Below are 14,816 nucleotides of genomic sequence, written 5' to 3'. Positions count from 1 at the left end.
AAATGTTGCATCTCCCCTTCCCTTGATTACCTGATATTATAAGTAAAAATCATAGTTTGAAGAACGAATATTGTAATAACCGCAATTAAATTGCGGTTTCTATCAAAATGATTGCGTTTAAAACGAACCCCATTTTTGATACGATAACCCATGAAATACAAATATAGGGAGGAAAAAGTTATGAAAAAAAGAATTCAAGCTCTTATTCTAACAACCATGCTTACACTATCCATTGCTCCATTCGCATCTGCTGCACCAGATCCACACGAAAACCCTCTCAATGAAGTACCACATCAAGCTGTTTACATCCCTCATGCCAGCACAGTATCTGCACATCTAGGAAATAACGATCAAGATTGGTATTACCTATCAGCTCACAGTACTGGACAACAAAAAGTGTTATTCTTCCCACCTGATTATCCTAATAACCAAATATATAACTTAGCAGTCTATGAGGAAAGTGTACTCAATCCAGGAAGTTCTACTGCAATCACATATAAAGTCGTACACAATACCAATGGTTCTCCTGCAGAACTATCTTTCCAAGTTCAAGCAGGAAAACGCTACTATGTCGTAGTAGCAGGATCTTCGATCTTGTATCATCCTTACACCCTTCTTGTAGTTGGTCAAATCACATAACATTTCAATATAAGCATATAGCTCTGCTCAGGTAAATTTATTAACAAGCGTACATTTGCTATTATCTTGGAGGTTATCTTAATGAAGAACAAACTCATGCTCACGCTTTTATCAGCTGTCATGTCACTTAGCCTTGTAATCCCTGCTAGTGCCGCACCATTCATACCTGGAATGGGAAGTTATGATTATGAAGAGTATAATAACGACCCTACTACCGCAATATGGATGGCTGTTCCAAAAAATACGATCAATTCAACATTCTGGGGTGATATTGATCATTTTTACGATCATGATTACTATAATTTAGAATCCGTAGGTACAATGAAGCATTCTGTTTATTTCTGGCCAAACGATAATCAAAGATATGCGGTAGAAGTTTATGAGTACCTAGAATATATACAGGGGAACAAAACACCAGTTATATCTCGGCTCTTTACAGATGGAAGAGCAGATACGATTAGCTTTTATCCAAAGAGTGGTACAAAATATATTGTTAAAGTAAAAGGTTTGAGTTTACAAAAAAACCCACCCGAAGTGTACCATCTCGCTCTCTTCCATTGGTAATAGGGCTATAATGACATTACGCTCTAAACAGGCAAAAAAAAAAAAAAAAAGGAATCCGCATTAATTTGCGAATTCCTTTTTTTCTATACATTTAGCTTTATATTATCCGATGGAACCTTCCATCTCGAATTTGATCAATCGGTTCATCTCAACCGCATACTCCATCGGCAATTCTTTTGTGAATGGCTCGATGAAGCCCATAACGATCATCTGAGTTGCTTCATCTTCCGTCAATCCGCGGCTCATCAAGTAGAAGAGTTGTTCTTCAGATACTTTAGATACTGTCGCTTCATGCTCAAGCGTGATGTTGTCATTCAGAATCTCGTTGTACGGAATTGTATCAGAAGTGGACTCGTTATCAAGGATAAGCGTGTCACACTTTACGTTCGACTTAGCTCCGTCGGAATTACGTCCGAATTGAGCAAGACCACGGTATGTTACTTTACCGCCATGTTTCGAGATCGACTTGGATACGATTGTAGATGTTGTATCTGGAGCCAAGTGAATCATCTTAGCACCCGCATCTTGGTGCTGACCTTTACCTGCTACAGCAATGGAAAGTACGGAACCTTTTGCACCGCGACCTTTCAAAATAACTGCAGGGTATTTCATTGTCAACTTAGAGCCGATGTTACCATCAACCCACTCCATGTTTGCGTTCTCTTCACATACAGCACGCTTTGTAACCAAGTTATAAATGTTTGGTGCCCAGTTCTGAATCGTCGTGTAGCGAACGCGAGCGTTCTTCTTCACAATGATTTCAACAACTGCAGAGTGAAGAGAGTTTGTGCTGTAGACAGGAGCTGTACAGCCTTCTACATAGTGCACGAAGCTATCTTCGTCAGCAATGATAAGCGTACGCTCGAACTGGCCCATATTTTCCGAGTTAATACGGAAGTATGCCTGCAATGGAATTTCACACTTCACGCCTTTAGGCACGTAGATGAAGCTTCCGCCGGACCATACCGCACTGTTCAATGCAGAAAACTTGTTGTCTGCGATTGGAACAACGGTACCGAAGTACTCTTTGAAAATTTCAGGATGCTCACGAAGGGCAGTGTCCGTATCTGTAAAGATTACGCCTTGATCTTCAAGCTCCTTTTGCATGCTGTGGTAAACAACCTCAGATTCGTACTGAGCAGATACACCTGCAAGGAACTTTTGTTCCGCTTCAGGAATACCAAGCTTATCGAACGTCTCTTTGATTTCCGTAGGAACTTCTTCCCACGTCTTACCTTGCTTCTCAGAAGGACGGACATAGTATTGGATATCATTGAAGTCCAATCCATCCAATTCTCCGCCCCAACGAGGCGTTTCCATTTTCTCGAACTGCTTCAAAGACTTCATACGGAAGTCTAGCATCCATTGCGGCTCGTTCTTAATGCGCGAAATTTCTTGTACGACTTCAGGTGTTAAGCCTTTGCCCGATTGAAAAATCGCTTGGTGATTATCTCGGAAGCCATATTTATACTCTTCCATTTCCGGCATTGATTTAGCCATCACCGTATACCTCCTTCAGTAATGTCACCCGAACCTTATTGGTTCAACTGACTTCGATCTATGATTCAATACCTTTGCGCAATGCGTTCCACGCAAGTGTTGCACATTTGATACGAGCAGGGAACTTCGACACTCCCGATAGAGCTTCGATATCCTCCGCTTCGTCCTCAAAGGTAACCTCTTCACCTTTTACCATGGCAGAGAATTTATCAGCCATTTCCAGTGCCTCTTCAAATGTCTTACCTTTAACAGCCTGAGTCATCATCGATGCACTAGACATACTGATCGAGCAGCCTTCTCCCGTAAAACGTGCATCTTGTACGATACCGCCTTCTACCTTAAGTTGCAAGGAAATACGGTCTCCACAAGTTGGGTTGTTCAGATCGATCGTCACCGCATCGCCTTCAAACAAACCACGATTGCGTGGCTGCTTGTAATGATCCATGATGACGCGACGGTACAGATCATCCAATTGCATCGCTAAAATACTCCTTCGTCTCCAGCAATCCTTTAACGAGCTGGTCAATGTCTTCCTCTGTATTGTACAAGTAGAAGCTCGCACGTGCGGTTGAGCTCACCTTAAGCCAGCGCATTAACGGCTGACAGCAGTGATGACCTGCACGAATTGCAATTCCTTTCGAGTCAAGAACCGTTGCCAAATCATGCGGATGAACATCATCAAGATTGAATGTTACAAGACCTACACGGTTTGTAGATGGACCGTAGATCGTAATACCTTCAATCTCTGAGAGTTTATCATATGCAAGTGAAGCAAGCTTCTGCTCATGCTCGTGAATCGCATCCATACCAACTTCCTGCAAGAAATCAATCGCTGCCCCTAATCCAACTGCACCAGCGATGATTGGTGTTCCGCCTTCAAAGCGCGTAGGCGCATCTTTCCAAGTGGAATCGTAAAGATCAACCATGTCAATCATTTCGCCCCCGAACTCAATCGGCTCCATCTTGTTCAGTATCGCCTTCTTGCCGTACAATACACCAATTCCGGTTGGGCCGCACATTTTATGTCCCGCGATCGCAAAGAAGTCACAGTCCAAATCTTGAACATCAATCTTCATATGCGGCGTACTTTGTGCACCATCCACAACCATGACAGCTCCATGTTTATGAGCAATAGCAGCAACCTCTTTAACCGGATTAATGACGCCAAGGACATTAGAAGCATGCGTCATCGCAACGACTTTCGTACGAGCCGTAACGGTTGCTTCAACATCTGCCAGCTCAATCGTTCCATCCGGTTGCAGTGGAATGTACTTCAACGTAGCTCCTGTTGCTTTTGCAGCCTGCTGCCAAGGAATTAAGTTTGCATGATGCTCCATCGGTGTAATGACAATCTCGTCCCCCTCCCCACACACAGAACGCGCATAGGAAGAAGCAACTAGATTCAAAGCCGATGTAGCACCGCGTGTAAACACGATTTCTTCAACACTTTTGGCATTGATGAATCGCGCTACTTTTTCACGCGCACCTTCGTAAGCATCCGTCGCACGTGAACCAAGAGTATGCACTCCGCGGTGTACGTTGGCGTTATCCCACTCATAATACTTACGAACTGCATCGATTACACCACGCGGCTTCTGGGAAGATGCCGCACTGTCCAAATACACTAACGGATGCCCATTAACGTTCTGATGCAAAATGGGAAACTGCTCACGAAGTTCGCGTCCTATCATTGCCCTAACTTCCTTTCGATATAACGACGAAGCAATGTTTGCAGTTCTTCGTTAGGGAGTTCTGTAACAACTGGATCCAAGAAGCCGCGAATAATCAACTTCTCAGCATCTTCACGCTTAATACCACGAGACATCATGTAGAACACTTGCTCTTGGTTTACTTGTCCCGCAGAAGCAGCGTGACCAGCCGTTACATCATCTTCGTCAATAAGAAGGATCGGGTTCGCGTCTCCACGAGCTTTAGGGCTAAGCATAAGCACACGTTCTGTTTGCTCACCGTTTGCTTTCGTAGCGCCTTTTTCGATCTTCGTAATTCCGTTAATGATTGAGCTTGCTTGCTCACGCATAACCGCACGCGTAATCATTTGAGAGTCAGAGCTCTTACCGAAATGTACAGCTTTTGTCGTGATGTTCAACTTCTGTTCGCCATTACCGACACAGATGATTTTTGCGTCAGACGTGGAGCCGTTACCTTTCAAGATAGAAGTCGTCTCCGAAACTGCATTACCGTTATGCATTTCACCTACGACCCACTCAATACGGCCATCATTCTCTACGTGAGCACGGCGGTAAGAAATATCAGCCGCTTGCGCTCCCATATGGTGAATGGATGCATAGTTCACTTGAGCTCCGCTCTTCACGAATACTTCAACTACGCCGTTAATAACAGATGGTTCGCTCATCTCAGCAGAGATAAAGTTATCGACATAGTTCACACGGCTGTTAGAGTCAGCTACGATCAATACATGCGGTGCGAACGTTGCAGATGCATTGTCGTGACCGAACAATGCTTGCAATGGCACGCTTACTTCTACATTTTTCGGCACATACAAGAACACGCCGCCGTTCCACAAAGCAGCATGGATAGCTGCAATACGGTGCTCATCATAAGCAACCGCTTGGAACAAATACTCTTTAACGAGCGCTTCGTGCTCGCGTACAGCTGTCTCAAGGTCTGTAAAGATAACGCCTTGCTGCTTCAAATCTTCTTGCAGCTGGCTGTATACAGCTCCTGAGTTATGTTGTACAACAACATTATTCAAATCCGCTACTTCGTCTTCAAATACTTCACGAATGAAAGCTGGAACTTCGTTCCACGCTGTCACTGCACTTACGCTTGCTGGCGTACCGTATGCTTGAAGATTCCAACGGTCAATTTTTGTTTTTTCCACGATAGGCAGGTTTAGTTCTGCCGCTTTCTCCAACGCCTGCACACGAAGCTCAGCCAACCAGGCTGGTTCGTTCTTGCTGCGGGAGAGAGCTGCGACCGTCTCGCGGTCAACTGGTACGATCATTTCTGTACTCATCGGTCTATCGCTCCTCCTGTCCGTCATTGATTACGACTATTCGTCTTGTCCTACTGTCTCGTCTTCGATACCCAACTCTTCTTTGATCCAGTCGTAACCTTCTGCTTCTAGACGTTGAGCGAGTTCTGGTCCACCAGACTTCACGATGCGACCTTGCATCATAACGTGAACGTAGTCAGGTGTAATGTAGTTCAATAGACGCTGATAGTGCGTAATGATAAGGAAGCCGCGTTCTTCGCTGCGCATAGCGTTAACACCGTTAGCAACAATACGCAAAGCATCGATATCAAGACCGGAGTCGATCTCATCGAGTACGACAATTTTCGGATCCAATAGCATCATTTGAAGAATTTCGTTACGCTTCTTCTCACCACCGGAGAAGCCTTCGTTCAAGTAACGATGAGCGAACTCTTGGTTCATCTCGAGTTCTTTCATTTTGCCTTCCATTTGACGAATGAACTTGATAAGAGAGATTTCATTGCCTTCACCGCGACGAGCATTGATAGCACTGCGCAAGAAGTCAGAGTTCGTTACACCAGCAATTTCACTTGGATATTGCATAGCAAGGAATAGACCTGCACGAGCACGCTCGTCTACTTCCATTTCAAGTACATCTTCACCATCAAGTGTTACTTTACCATCTGTTACTTCATATTTCGGGTGGCCCATCAATGCAGAAGCCAATGTACTTTTACCAGTACCGTTTGGTCCCATGATAGCGTGCACTTCGCCGCCCTTCATTTCAAGGTTGATACCTTTCAAAATTTCTTTACCTTCAATGGTCGCCTTAAGACCATCAATGACAAATTGAGTCGCCATGTGTGTAGTACCTCCACTAATTGAGAGTAAGTGTTGATTTTATTAAAAATGAGTTGTTCACAAATTATAGAAAACAAAATTTCTATAACATTTATCACATAGTACTTATTATAAAGTGATTCTCAGTGATTCTCAACATGATTTTATAGGTTTAGGTCGTGTATTTCAACTTTTCCAGCAAGCTTTCGCGAATTGAACATATAAGTAGCACTCATTCGACATTTTCGCCATACTTTCATCATAAACAGCTATGATACAAGCTAAACCGTCATGTAACTATAACATATACCGCCAATAGATGCTTGTTTACGATCTTTTCTTTCAATACTTGTGACTTTTCGGACACTTCTGAAAAATGTAGGAGTGATACATAATTAGAGAACGGTCAATTCGGAAACAGAAAATACCATTTCCGATTTCAACCATCCACGGACTTTATGTGGGGAAATATAAAAAAACTCCCTTCATCGACATAGCGACTAGGGAGTTCCTCGATAAACTTAATGCGAGCCTCTATAAATAACTCGATTATTGCGATCTTGAATCGCCCGATCATTATTTGGATAGATTGCCTTTAGATTTTGTATATGTGCCGCAGTCAGTGTAATAGGCTCTTCAAATACGTACCATTGCACCCCTTCACAGTAATCCGGCGTTGTTAACGACCCCTTGTATTGATAATACGTTCCTTCCGGGATTAAATAATTTAAATTGATTACATCATTTAAGGTATAAGTTGTATGGGGCACGGTTGGCAAGTTATCGAAAATAGTTGCAAGTTCGCCGCTAGAGCTTCCCGCTTCAATAAAAACAGCCACAACGACTACTCCTCGCACCTTATTCGGATTTGATGGATCTGGAGCTTCTTTATGAACAAAATGAATTTCAAGTGGGTACTCTACGGCCGGCTGATGGGAAACCTTTAGATGATGTTCTGCATTGGAGTGAAAGTGGAATTCCTCCAAATAATAATCAACATGATTTACTGTAACTTTCCCTAAAGATGGAGGCTCACTCACGTTCTCAAAAATCTCAATCTCTCTGCCTGTATTTTCAACGACTGGAGAAAAGGCTGGATAGTAGAACGAAATTTGTTTGGAGGCTGGGAGCAAAGTAAAGGCAGGCTCGATAACGATTGGAGATTGGGCTTGATTAGTAGGTGGTGTAGAGCATGGGGTTGCAGGCGTACTTGAGCTTGCTGCAGAAGCTCCCATTGTGGGGAATATAACAGTTATCGATAATACAATAGCAAGCAAATAAAACTTCGTTCGTGTTCCTCTCATGATATCATCCCTTCCATGTAAGTAAGGATACAGCATCATATAGGTATGAACATTTTGTAACAGATATGTTATACATTTTCCACAACGTCAAAAAGCGCATCCCAAATAAGGATGCGCTCACTATATGCTCACCTAATATCGATGTAGCATTGTATACTTAACAAGCATTGAATTTTGAACAGAATTAACCCAAGTAAGCTTCAAACATCCATATATGCTTCTCGAAATCAGCCTTCATACCTAGGAATACGTCCCCAGTAGCCTCATCATTTGCTTCTTCTGCTGCTTCCATAGCTTGCTCAAACTCGGAAACAAGTTGTTTTAAGTCAGCTACAAGCTGCTTCACCATTTGCTCTGCATTCTCATTACCAGCAGCTTCTTGAAGTGTAGTGTGTTCCACATATTGCTTCAATGTAGAGTGCGGTTTTCCACCAATCGTCAGCAAACGTTCTGCAACATCATCCATTTTCAATGTGATTTCATTATATAGCTCTTCGAACTTCTCATGAAGCTGGAAAAACATCGGTCCTTTAACGAACCAGTGGTAGCTGTGAAGTTTCACATACAATACATTTAAGTTGGCAACTTGTTGATTCAATAGGGATTTGATGTCTTGTTTTACGGCTACGTTTGTCATAATGATTACCTCCAGTAATTAAACTCATTTCTTATTTATAATTATTCTAATATAAAAATAAAACTAATTCAATGCTTTTTTTCATCTTTTAACTTGTAAAATGTTCCTGTCTATTGATACCATGTATATTGTTACATTTCTAGGCCGAAGCTCTCCCAAAATACTACCCTACAAAATAGCTCGTATCCCCGACTCCTATCATCTCTTACCCGACTACAACTACACTGAAACATTTTTTAAAATATAGTATTCCCATCGGAAATAAAATCCTATATACTATTCCGAAAGCGTGTTTACAAGAAATACCTTTATTCACTGTGTATGATTATAGCTCAGGGGGTGCCGCATAGCCTATGACGGAGAACACATCTGCTTATCATCCGCTTACCGTCGAAGAAGCGATTAACGTGGCTAGGACTGTTACAAATGTATTTTATCCAACTGATGAATTGATATGTGATGAAATTGGTGACGGAAACTTAAATCTTGTGTTTCGTGTACGACTCGCTCATTCTTCGGAGTCTGCTTCCCATACACCAAGTCTTATTGTGAAACAGGCACTGCCGTATGCCAAAGTTGTGGGCGAATCATGGCCACTAACATTAGAACGCGCACGTATCGAAAGTGATGCCCTTCTATTCCAAGGCAAGCTAGTACCACAGCTCGTACCGCATGTTCATTACTATGATGCAACGCTAGCTATGACGGTTATGGAAGATTTAAGTGACCATGTCATTATGCGCAAAGGGTTAATTGAAGGAAACCGTTATCCTTTATTTGCTGATCATATTTCAGAGTTTTTGGCCCATACCCTTTTCTTCTCATCTGATCTAGGTATGAATCAACAGCAGAAGAAATGGCAAGTACAGCGCTTTATTAATCCTGAGCTATGTAAAATTACAGAAGACCTTATTTTTGATGATCCTTATACAAATTCACCAAACAATAATATCGATGAACAACTGCTCGCTGATCATGCCAAACTTTGTGCGGATCATAAACTTCACCTTGAAGTTGCATTACTGCGTGAAAAATTCCTTACGAGTACGCAGGCTTTGCTGCACGGCGATCTTCACACAGGAAGCATTTTCATCACACCGCATTCTACAAAGGTTATCGATCCAGAATTCGCTTATTATGGGCCTATCGGCTTCGATATCGGCGCCATATTTGCTAATTTGCTGCTTAATGCAGCAGGTCATGAGCATTGGAGCCTTGATGATCAAACACGCGAAGAACATCGCACTTATTTGCTATCTACGCTCTGTGAAATATGGAATCGATTCGACGAGAAATTCCGCAGCTTATGGGATGAGCATGGCGTTGATCGAATATCCCGTACTAAGGGCTATCAAGATGTATATATGGAACAAATTTTGCAAGATACCGTTGGATATACCGGAAGTAAGATGATCCGCCGCATCGTCGGGCTAGCTCATGTTGCTGATGTTGGATCTATTCCTAACCAAGCGGCCAAGCTGCGTGCTCAGCGTATCGCGTTACAATTAGGTACAGCACTCGTTAAGTCTAATCGCCGCATTCGTTCAATTGAAGAGATGTTCACCATATGTGAACATGCTTATAAAGGAGTTTATACATCATGACGAACCCGACCAGCATAACTGCATCACAAGAGCAACTATTACATGTATCATCAACTGAGAGATCAGGACATATTACTGGGGAGCAACTGCAATCCGTCCGCTGGTCTGAAGATAATGTGCTTGAACTCCTCGACCAAAGAGCATTGCCGAACGAGATTAACTTCCTTCGTCTTACTGATGTGCAAGAAGTATGGCAAGCGATCTATGACATGGTCGTCCGCGGAGCACCTGCTATCGGGATTACAGCCGCTTATGGTGTCATACTTGGGATTCGCAACGACCAAACTGATCAAGTTGAGGAATGGCTGCGCCAGGTGGAGCAACATGCTGCCTATTTGGCAACTTCCCGTCCCACTGCTGTTAACTTGTTCTGGGCCCTTGATCGCATGACTGCTCGTGCTCATGAATTAACAAATACAGAAATTGCACTGGAACAGCTTACGGAACTACTGCTGCAAGAAGCAATCACCATTCACCAAGAAGATGAAGAGATATGCAAACAGATTGGCGAGCATGCTCTTACTTTGTTTAGCGATGGCATGGGTATTCTTACACACTGCAATGCAGGTGGATTGGCTACTGCCAAATACGGGACTGCACTTGCACCTATTTACTTAGCAAAAGAACGCGGCATCTCATTGAAAGTGTTTGCCGATGAGACAAGGCCTGTCCTTCAAGGTGCAAGACTAACGGCATTTGAATTGCAGCAAGCAGGTGTTGATGTCACATTAATTTGTGACAATATGGCTGCTATGGTTATGCAAAAAGGCTGGGTTCAGGCCGTAATCGTCGGGACGGATCGAGTTGCTGCCAATGGTGATGTGGCCAACAAAATAGGGACATATGGCCTAGCTGTACTAGCCAAAGCTCATAACATTCCTTTCTATGTCGCTTGTCCTATATCAACTATTGATTTGGACACTTCTTCAGGGGACCTTATTCCTATTGAAGAACGCCATGAAAAAGAAATAACAGAAGCGTTTGGAAAACGAACGGCTCCTGAACACATTCAAGTGTTCAATCCTGCCTTTGACGTTACGCCGAACGAGCTCGTTACAGCAATTATTACAGAGCGAGGAATTGTTAAAGCACCCTATCACATTTCCTTAAAAGAGATTTTCGAATAGAAGCGGTTACAATAATAGTGACTATGAGAAGAGATGAGCGGACTAATCCATATGGCCCGCTCTTTTTTATCTATACTTTTTCAACCGCTATCATATAACCTAAGACATAAGGAGCATGGCATCTTTACCTGTCATTCCTACCTTTACTCCTATACTGGCAGCTTCATCCGTTATCGACTCCAACGGGGCCTCCCAGAGCTGTTCAAGCGTCTTTACCCCTACTGCACGCCCAGCTAATATACGGCGATCCTTTAACTTCTCATTAAGCAAGCCTACATCAAGTGCTCCGCACATAATATATCCTCGCTCAGATGTTATCACTAACAATGTCGTTTTAGGCAGCAGCACTTCTATTCCGATAAATGTCTTGCCCTGCTCTGTTATCGGCACAATATGAACCACGGGTCAGCAACCTCCTTTTACACCGCTATCCAGCAGCATTTATGCGGTCATCACAACATATGCAGAAACCCGATATATGTTGAAGAGGAAGGCATTCGCCTCAATTGATTTTATGAAAAAACACTATTTTTTAAACAAAAACCATAATATAATAAGATCGATCAAGCTACTCACCACTGTAAGGAGAACTAGGAACAATGACTCAGTTGAAGAAGGCACAACAATCGGTTTACAAATTTTCAATCGACATCTTAATACAGGGACCTTCTAACGCTGCCGCTATGGAGAAACTTCTCCACTTGCTGAACCGTGATGCTGACGTATTGGATATGAAGATCCAATCGGGTGCAGAACTGGGCTCACTACTAGACATGATGGAGTTGATGCAACAGCATAACCTTGCAGCTCCCCCGTTTGGAAGCAGCAGCACTGGGCAGAAGTTGTTCAAACCAACCCCACATTCTAACGCTTTAGAGAAGCAACGTATTGAAGGTAACAAGAAATTAACATCGTCAACAACGGAACAGGCATCATCGCAACAGCAATCACCGCCTAGCTTAATGGATCAAATCAATGACCACATTAAGAAGCAGAGACTTATTCGCTTGCATATTAACAAAGGCCATGGCGTAAAGCTCAGCATCCCCTGTAGAATTTTGAATTTCGATCCTGATTCGCAATTAATGAACGTTTACCACGTAGACGAGAAGCAAGTGTATGCTTACTACATAAATGAAATCGAAGAAATGATTATATAGCTGAATGATAGCTAAAAAGCCGCCTCCTGTATAAGGAAGACGGCTTTTTGTTTACTTCGCCTTATGAAGCCAGTTGATCTTGCAGCATTACTTCAATTTCTGGCCCAGGTATAGGAGGACTAAAGTAATAGCCTTGGATTTCATCACAAGCATGCGCTTGTAAAAATCGAAGCTGTCCTGTATTCTCTACACCCTCTGCAATGACATGAATATTCATAGTATGGCCCAGCGCAATAATGGCAGATACAATTGCAGCATCATTTGGATCATGTTCCAGATCACGTACAAAGGAACGATCAATCTTAAGACGATGAATTGGGAAATTTTTAAGATAATGAAGCGAGCTATATCCGGTTCCGAAATCATCTATGCTTATGGAAACTCCCATTTGCTTCAACTGTGACAATACTTTGGAGGCACGTTCCACGTCCAATGTCATCGTTTCCGTAATTTCCAGCTCTAAATACTGTGGGGGAAGTCCTGTTCGTCGCAATACTTCTTGAACAACTTCCATTAAGTTCTTCTGCTCGAACTGACGAACGGATAAATTAACCGATACCGGTATAGGTGGAAGGCCTGCGTCTTGCCATCTCTTATTTTGGAAGCATGCCTGTTCCAATACCCATTCACCCAATGTAACGATGAAGCCACTCTCTTCAGCTAGCGGGATAAACTCATTAGGTGGTATCCTGCCTTTATGCGGATGATTCCAACGAATAAGCGCTTCCATTCCGACAATTCGTTCTGTATTCATCTCAACTTGGGGCTGATAATAAAGCTCATACTCATTGTTCAGCAGCGCGTTACGCATTTCATGCTCCAGTGTAAGCCTCTCAAGCGTAACCACATTCATTTCAGGTGTATAGAACAAATAGCTATTTTTCCCCTGTTCTTTAACCTTAGACATGGCAGATACAGCTTTCTTTACTAGTGAAGCCGCATCGTCTTGATGGATTCGACCACCTTCCTCATTGTAGATGGTCACGCCTATACTCATTGCAACGTGAACAGGAATATCTCTTAACAAAAATGGTTCATCCATCATATGAAGTAATTGTCGGGCTTGCTCAGCCACATGTTGATCCGAATGGATCGAAGTCAGTACACAAGCGAACTCGTCACCTTCCATTCTTGCCAATACATCATGTGGATTCATTTTGCGCAGCAATCGCTCAGCAATTTGCATCAGCAACATGTCCCCGAAGTCTGGACCAAAGGTATCGTTTATTCGTTTGAATCGATCGATATCCATATAGAGCACTGAGATGTAAATCGGCTCTTCCTTCTCCTTCGCCATTCGCAACAAATCATTAATATGCTGCATAAGCTTCCTACGATTCGGAAGGCCTGTCATATCATCATAGTAGGACATATAGTGAATCTCTTCTGTCATGTGCCTTTTCGCATGATGATCTTGAATATAAATGATACAACCTGCCTCTTGCTCCTCTGAAAAATGAAGCGACTGGTGGATGTGAACAAGCCAATCTTGAGGATAACCTTCGTAATGCAATCCTTTAACCTCAATCGTGACATTATGCTTATCCATTAGCACTTGCCCCATCTTCACCCGAAAACAAGGCAAATGAGCCGGATCAATGATACCTTCATCAGTCAAAGGTTGATGCTCTTTAACACCTATCAAATCTCGGAAGGCTCGATTAGTAGCCACAATCTGTCCTTTCTTGGACATATATAACGCAGGTAACGGCATATTTTCGTATATGGACTTCCAGCGATTATTCGCTTCAGAAGTAGTTGGGTCGCTGAACGTAAACTTGTTGCCAACATCAATTGACGCGAGCGATTGCTGCTCTACAAGCTGGGCACGGTAGTAGCGACTAACTATATAAACATTAACTAACTGGGCCAGCATCAGTACACTTAGTACATAACGCATTGCATCATTAGAAATGAACCAAATCGCTGTACATAAAATAAAAATGGCAGCGTTTATACCAACTACCCATCGAATCATGTTAGCAAGAGTCGCACTCCGTTGCGATTGCTCTCGATGTTGTCCATCCCTGGATATCACTCTCATCTCGTCCTCTCCGGCTCCATGTACGTATCTATGAAGAACGTCTCGCAGCTAGAGCAAGCATGAGCCATCCAGCAATAAATGCGATCCCGCCAATCGGAGTAATAGCTCCCAGCACTTTTATACCAGTGAAGCACAATACATATAGGCTTCCTGAGAAGATTACGATGCCCAGTGTTATCAACCTTGCTGACCAGAGCACCTTGGTTCTGTTGCTTTCAGGCAGCCGCTCACTAAGCAGAGCAATAATGAGAAGAGCAAGCGCATGAAAAATATGATATTGCACAGCTGTTTCATAGGTCGCTAATCGTTCAGGTGTGAGCATGTCTTTCATCACATGAGCACCAAACGCACCTAGACCAACTGCCAGGGCAGCAGTAATACTGCCTATCTTTATGTAGCGGTTTAACATGTTGCCAGCTCCTTTAGTTCTGTCGGCAATAT

At 42.9% G+C, this 14,816-nt stretch carries 15 protein-coding genes; 5 read left to right on the top strand and 10 right to left on the bottom strand.

Annotated features, from left to right (window positions below):
* The first annotated feature begins 180 nt into the window (after nt 1-180).
* Nucleotides 181-639, top strand: a complete 459-nt coding sequence (locus tag IFO66_RS17905; RefSeq protein ID WP_192026485.1) for a hypothetical protein — start codon at nt 181-183, stop codon at nt 637-639.
* A gap of 81 nt (nt 640-720) precedes the next feature.
* Nucleotides 721-1,203: a hypothetical protein gene (locus IFO66_RS17900; RefSeq protein WP_192026484.1), complete on the top strand. Its 483-nt coding sequence runs from the start codon at nt 721-723 to the stop codon at nt 1,201-1,203.
* Nucleotides 1,204-1,305: 102 nt separating this feature from the next.
* On the opposite strand, the gene sufB is transcribed toward IFO66_RS17900, so the two are convergent.
* The 7 genes from sufB to IFO66_RS17865 form a co-directional block, all read right to left on the bottom strand.
* Entirely contained in the window at nt 1,306-2,703 is a 1,398-nt protein-coding gene (gene sufB / locus IFO66_RS17895; protein ID WP_192026483.1) for a Fe-S cluster assembly protein SufB, read from the bottom strand.
* Nucleotides 2,704-2,761: 58 nt separating this feature from the next.
* Nucleotides 2,762-3,181, bottom strand: coding sequence for a Fe-S cluster assembly sulfur transfer protein SufU (gene sufU, locus IFO66_RS17890; RefSeq protein WP_192026482.1), 420 nt, complete (start codon nt 3,179-3,181; stop codon nt 2,762-2,764).
* Entirely contained in the window at nt 3,168-4,394 is a 1,227-nt protein-coding gene (locus IFO66_RS17885) for a cysteine desulfurase (RefSeq protein ID WP_192026481.1), read from the bottom strand. The genes sufU and IFO66_RS17885 overlap by 14 nt, the downstream gene beginning before the upstream one ends.
* Nucleotides 4,391-5,701, bottom strand: a complete 1,311-nt coding sequence (sufD, locus tag IFO66_RS17880; RefSeq protein WP_192026480.1) for a Fe-S cluster assembly protein SufD — start codon at nt 5,699-5,701, stop codon at nt 4,391-4,393. Before sufD ends, IFO66_RS17885 begins: the two co-directional genes overlap by 4 nt.
* Nucleotides 5,702-5,737: 36 nt before the next feature.
* Nucleotides 5,738-6,520 carry a Fe-S cluster assembly ATPase SufC gene (sufC, locus tag IFO66_RS17875; RefSeq protein WP_028594200.1) on the bottom strand — a complete coding sequence of 261 codons (783 nt, stop codon included), beginning with the start codon at nt 6,518-6,520 and terminating at the stop codon, nt 5,738-5,740.
* A 500-nt stretch (nt 6,521-7,020) separates the two neighbouring features.
* On the bottom strand, nt 7,021-7,803 hold the full coding sequence (locus IFO66_RS17870; protein WP_192026479.1) for a carbonic anhydrase family protein: 783 nt from the start codon (nt 7,801-7,803) through the stop codon (nt 7,021-7,023).
* A 184-nt stretch (nt 7,804-7,987) separates the two neighbouring features.
* Entirely contained in the window at nt 7,988-8,440 is a 453-nt protein-coding gene (locus IFO66_RS17865) for a Dps family protein (protein ID WP_192026478.1), read from the bottom strand.
* 353 nt (nt 8,441-8,793) lie between these two features.
* Here IFO66_RS17865 and mtnK point away from each other — a divergent pair, with 353 nt between their 5' ends.
* Both mtnK and mtnA read left to right on the top strand, forming a co-directional pair.
* Nucleotides 8,794-10,044, top strand: a complete 1,251-nt coding sequence (mtnK, locus tag IFO66_RS17860; protein WP_192026477.1) for an S-methyl-5-thioribose kinase — start codon at nt 8,794-8,796, stop codon at nt 10,042-10,044.
* Complete coding sequence (gene mtnA, locus IFO66_RS17855) at nt 10,041-11,171, top strand: S-methyl-5-thioribose-1-phosphate isomerase (protein ID WP_192026476.1); 1,131 nt, start codon at nt 10,041-10,043, stop codon at nt 11,169-11,171. Before mtnK ends, mtnA begins: the two co-directional genes overlap by 4 nt.
* Before the next feature lie 99 nt (nt 11,172-11,270).
* Here mtnA and IFO66_RS17850 read toward each other — a convergent pair whose 3' ends face one another.
* Complete coding sequence (locus tag IFO66_RS17850; protein ID WP_192026475.1) at nt 11,271-11,573, bottom strand: DUF1805 domain-containing protein; 303 nt, start codon at nt 11,571-11,573, stop codon at nt 11,271-11,273.
* Between the two features lie 197 nt (nt 11,574-11,770).
* Between IFO66_RS17850 and IFO66_RS17845 the strand changes: the two genes are divergently transcribed.
* Entirely contained in the window at nt 11,771-12,331 is a 561-nt protein-coding gene (locus tag IFO66_RS17845) for a hypothetical protein (protein ID WP_192026474.1), read from the top strand.
* Between the two features lie 61 nt (nt 12,332-12,392).
* Here the strand turns inward: IFO66_RS17845 and IFO66_RS17840 are convergent, their stop codons facing one another.
* Together IFO66_RS17840 and IFO66_RS17835 are read right to left on the bottom strand one after the other, a co-directional pair.
* The gene (locus IFO66_RS17840; protein WP_225445866.1) at nt 12,393-14,375 is read right to left on the bottom strand and encodes a putative bifunctional diguanylate cyclase/phosphodiesterase; all 1,983 of its coding nucleotides are present in this window, start codon (nt 14,373-14,375) and stop codon (nt 12,393-12,395) included.
* Nucleotides 14,376-14,403: 28 nt separating this feature from the next.
* The gene (locus IFO66_RS17835; RefSeq protein WP_192026473.1) at nt 14,404-14,784 is read right to left on the bottom strand and encodes a DUF423 domain-containing protein; all 381 of its coding nucleotides are present in this window, start codon (nt 14,782-14,784) and stop codon (nt 14,404-14,406) included.
* Between the last annotated feature and the right edge of the window lie 32 nt (nt 14,785-14,816).

The sequence above is a fragment of the Paenibacillus arenosi genome (assembly GCF_014841135.1).
Lineage (GTDB): Bacteria > Bacillota > Bacilli > Paenibacillales > Paenibacillaceae > Paenibacillus_B > Paenibacillus_B arenosi.
The sequence above is the reverse complement of the archived record's forward strand: the minus strand, read 5'-3'. Positions and strand labels throughout refer to the sequence as shown.

Excerpts from the sequence above, each read along its gene's own strand:
- IFO66_RS17900 (WP_192026484.1), top strand. The coding sequence starts at position 721 with ATGAAGAACAAACTCATGCTCACGCTTTTATCAGCTGTCATGTCACTT.
- IFO66_RS17905 (WP_192026485.1), top strand. The coding sequence starts at position 181 with ATGAAAAAAAGAATTCAAGCTCTTATTCTAACAACCATGCTTACACTA.
- sufC (WP_028594200.1), bottom strand. The coding sequence starts at position 6,520 with ATGGCGACTCAATTTGTCATTGATGGTCTTAAGGCGACCATTGAAGGT.
- IFO66_RS17865 (WP_192026478.1), bottom strand. The coding sequence starts at position 8,440 with ATGACAAACGTAGCCGTAAAACAAGACATCAAATCCCTATTGAATCAA.
- mtnK (WP_192026477.1), top strand. The coding sequence starts at position 8,794 with ATGACGGAGAACACATCTGCTTATCATCCGCTTACCGTCGAAGAAGCG.
- IFO66_RS17840 (WP_225445866.1), bottom strand. The coding sequence starts at position 14,375 with ATGAGAGTGATATCCAGGGATGGACAACATCGAGAGCAATCGCAACGG.
- IFO66_RS17835 (WP_192026473.1), bottom strand. The coding sequence starts at position 14,784 with ATGTTAAACCGCTACATAAAGATAGGCAGTATTACTGCTGCCCTGGCA.
- sufU (WP_192026482.1), bottom strand. The coding sequence starts at position 3,181 with ATGCAATTGGATGATCTGTACCGTCGCGTCATCATGGATCATTACAAG.
- IFO66_RS17870 (WP_192026479.1), bottom strand. The coding sequence starts at position 7,803 with ATGAGAGGAACACGAACGAAGTTTTATTTGCTTGCTATTGTATTATCG.
- IFO66_RS17885 (WP_192026481.1), bottom strand. The coding sequence starts at position 4,394 with ATGATAGGACGCGAACTTCGTGAGCAGTTTCCCATTTTGCATCAGAAC.
- mtnA (WP_192026476.1), top strand. The coding sequence starts at position 10,041 with ATGACGAACCCGACCAGCATAACTGCATCACAAGAGCAACTATTACAT.
- IFO66_RS17845 (WP_192026474.1), top strand. The coding sequence starts at position 11,771 with ATGACTCAGTTGAAGAAGGCACAACAATCGGTTTACAAATTTTCAATC.
- sufB (WP_192026483.1), bottom strand. The coding sequence starts at position 2,703 with ATGGCTAAATCAATGCCGGAAATGGAAGAGTATAAATATGGCTTCCGA.
- sufD (WP_192026480.1), bottom strand. The coding sequence starts at position 5,701 with ATGAGTACAGAAATGATCGTACCAGTTGACCGCGAGACGGTCGCAGCT.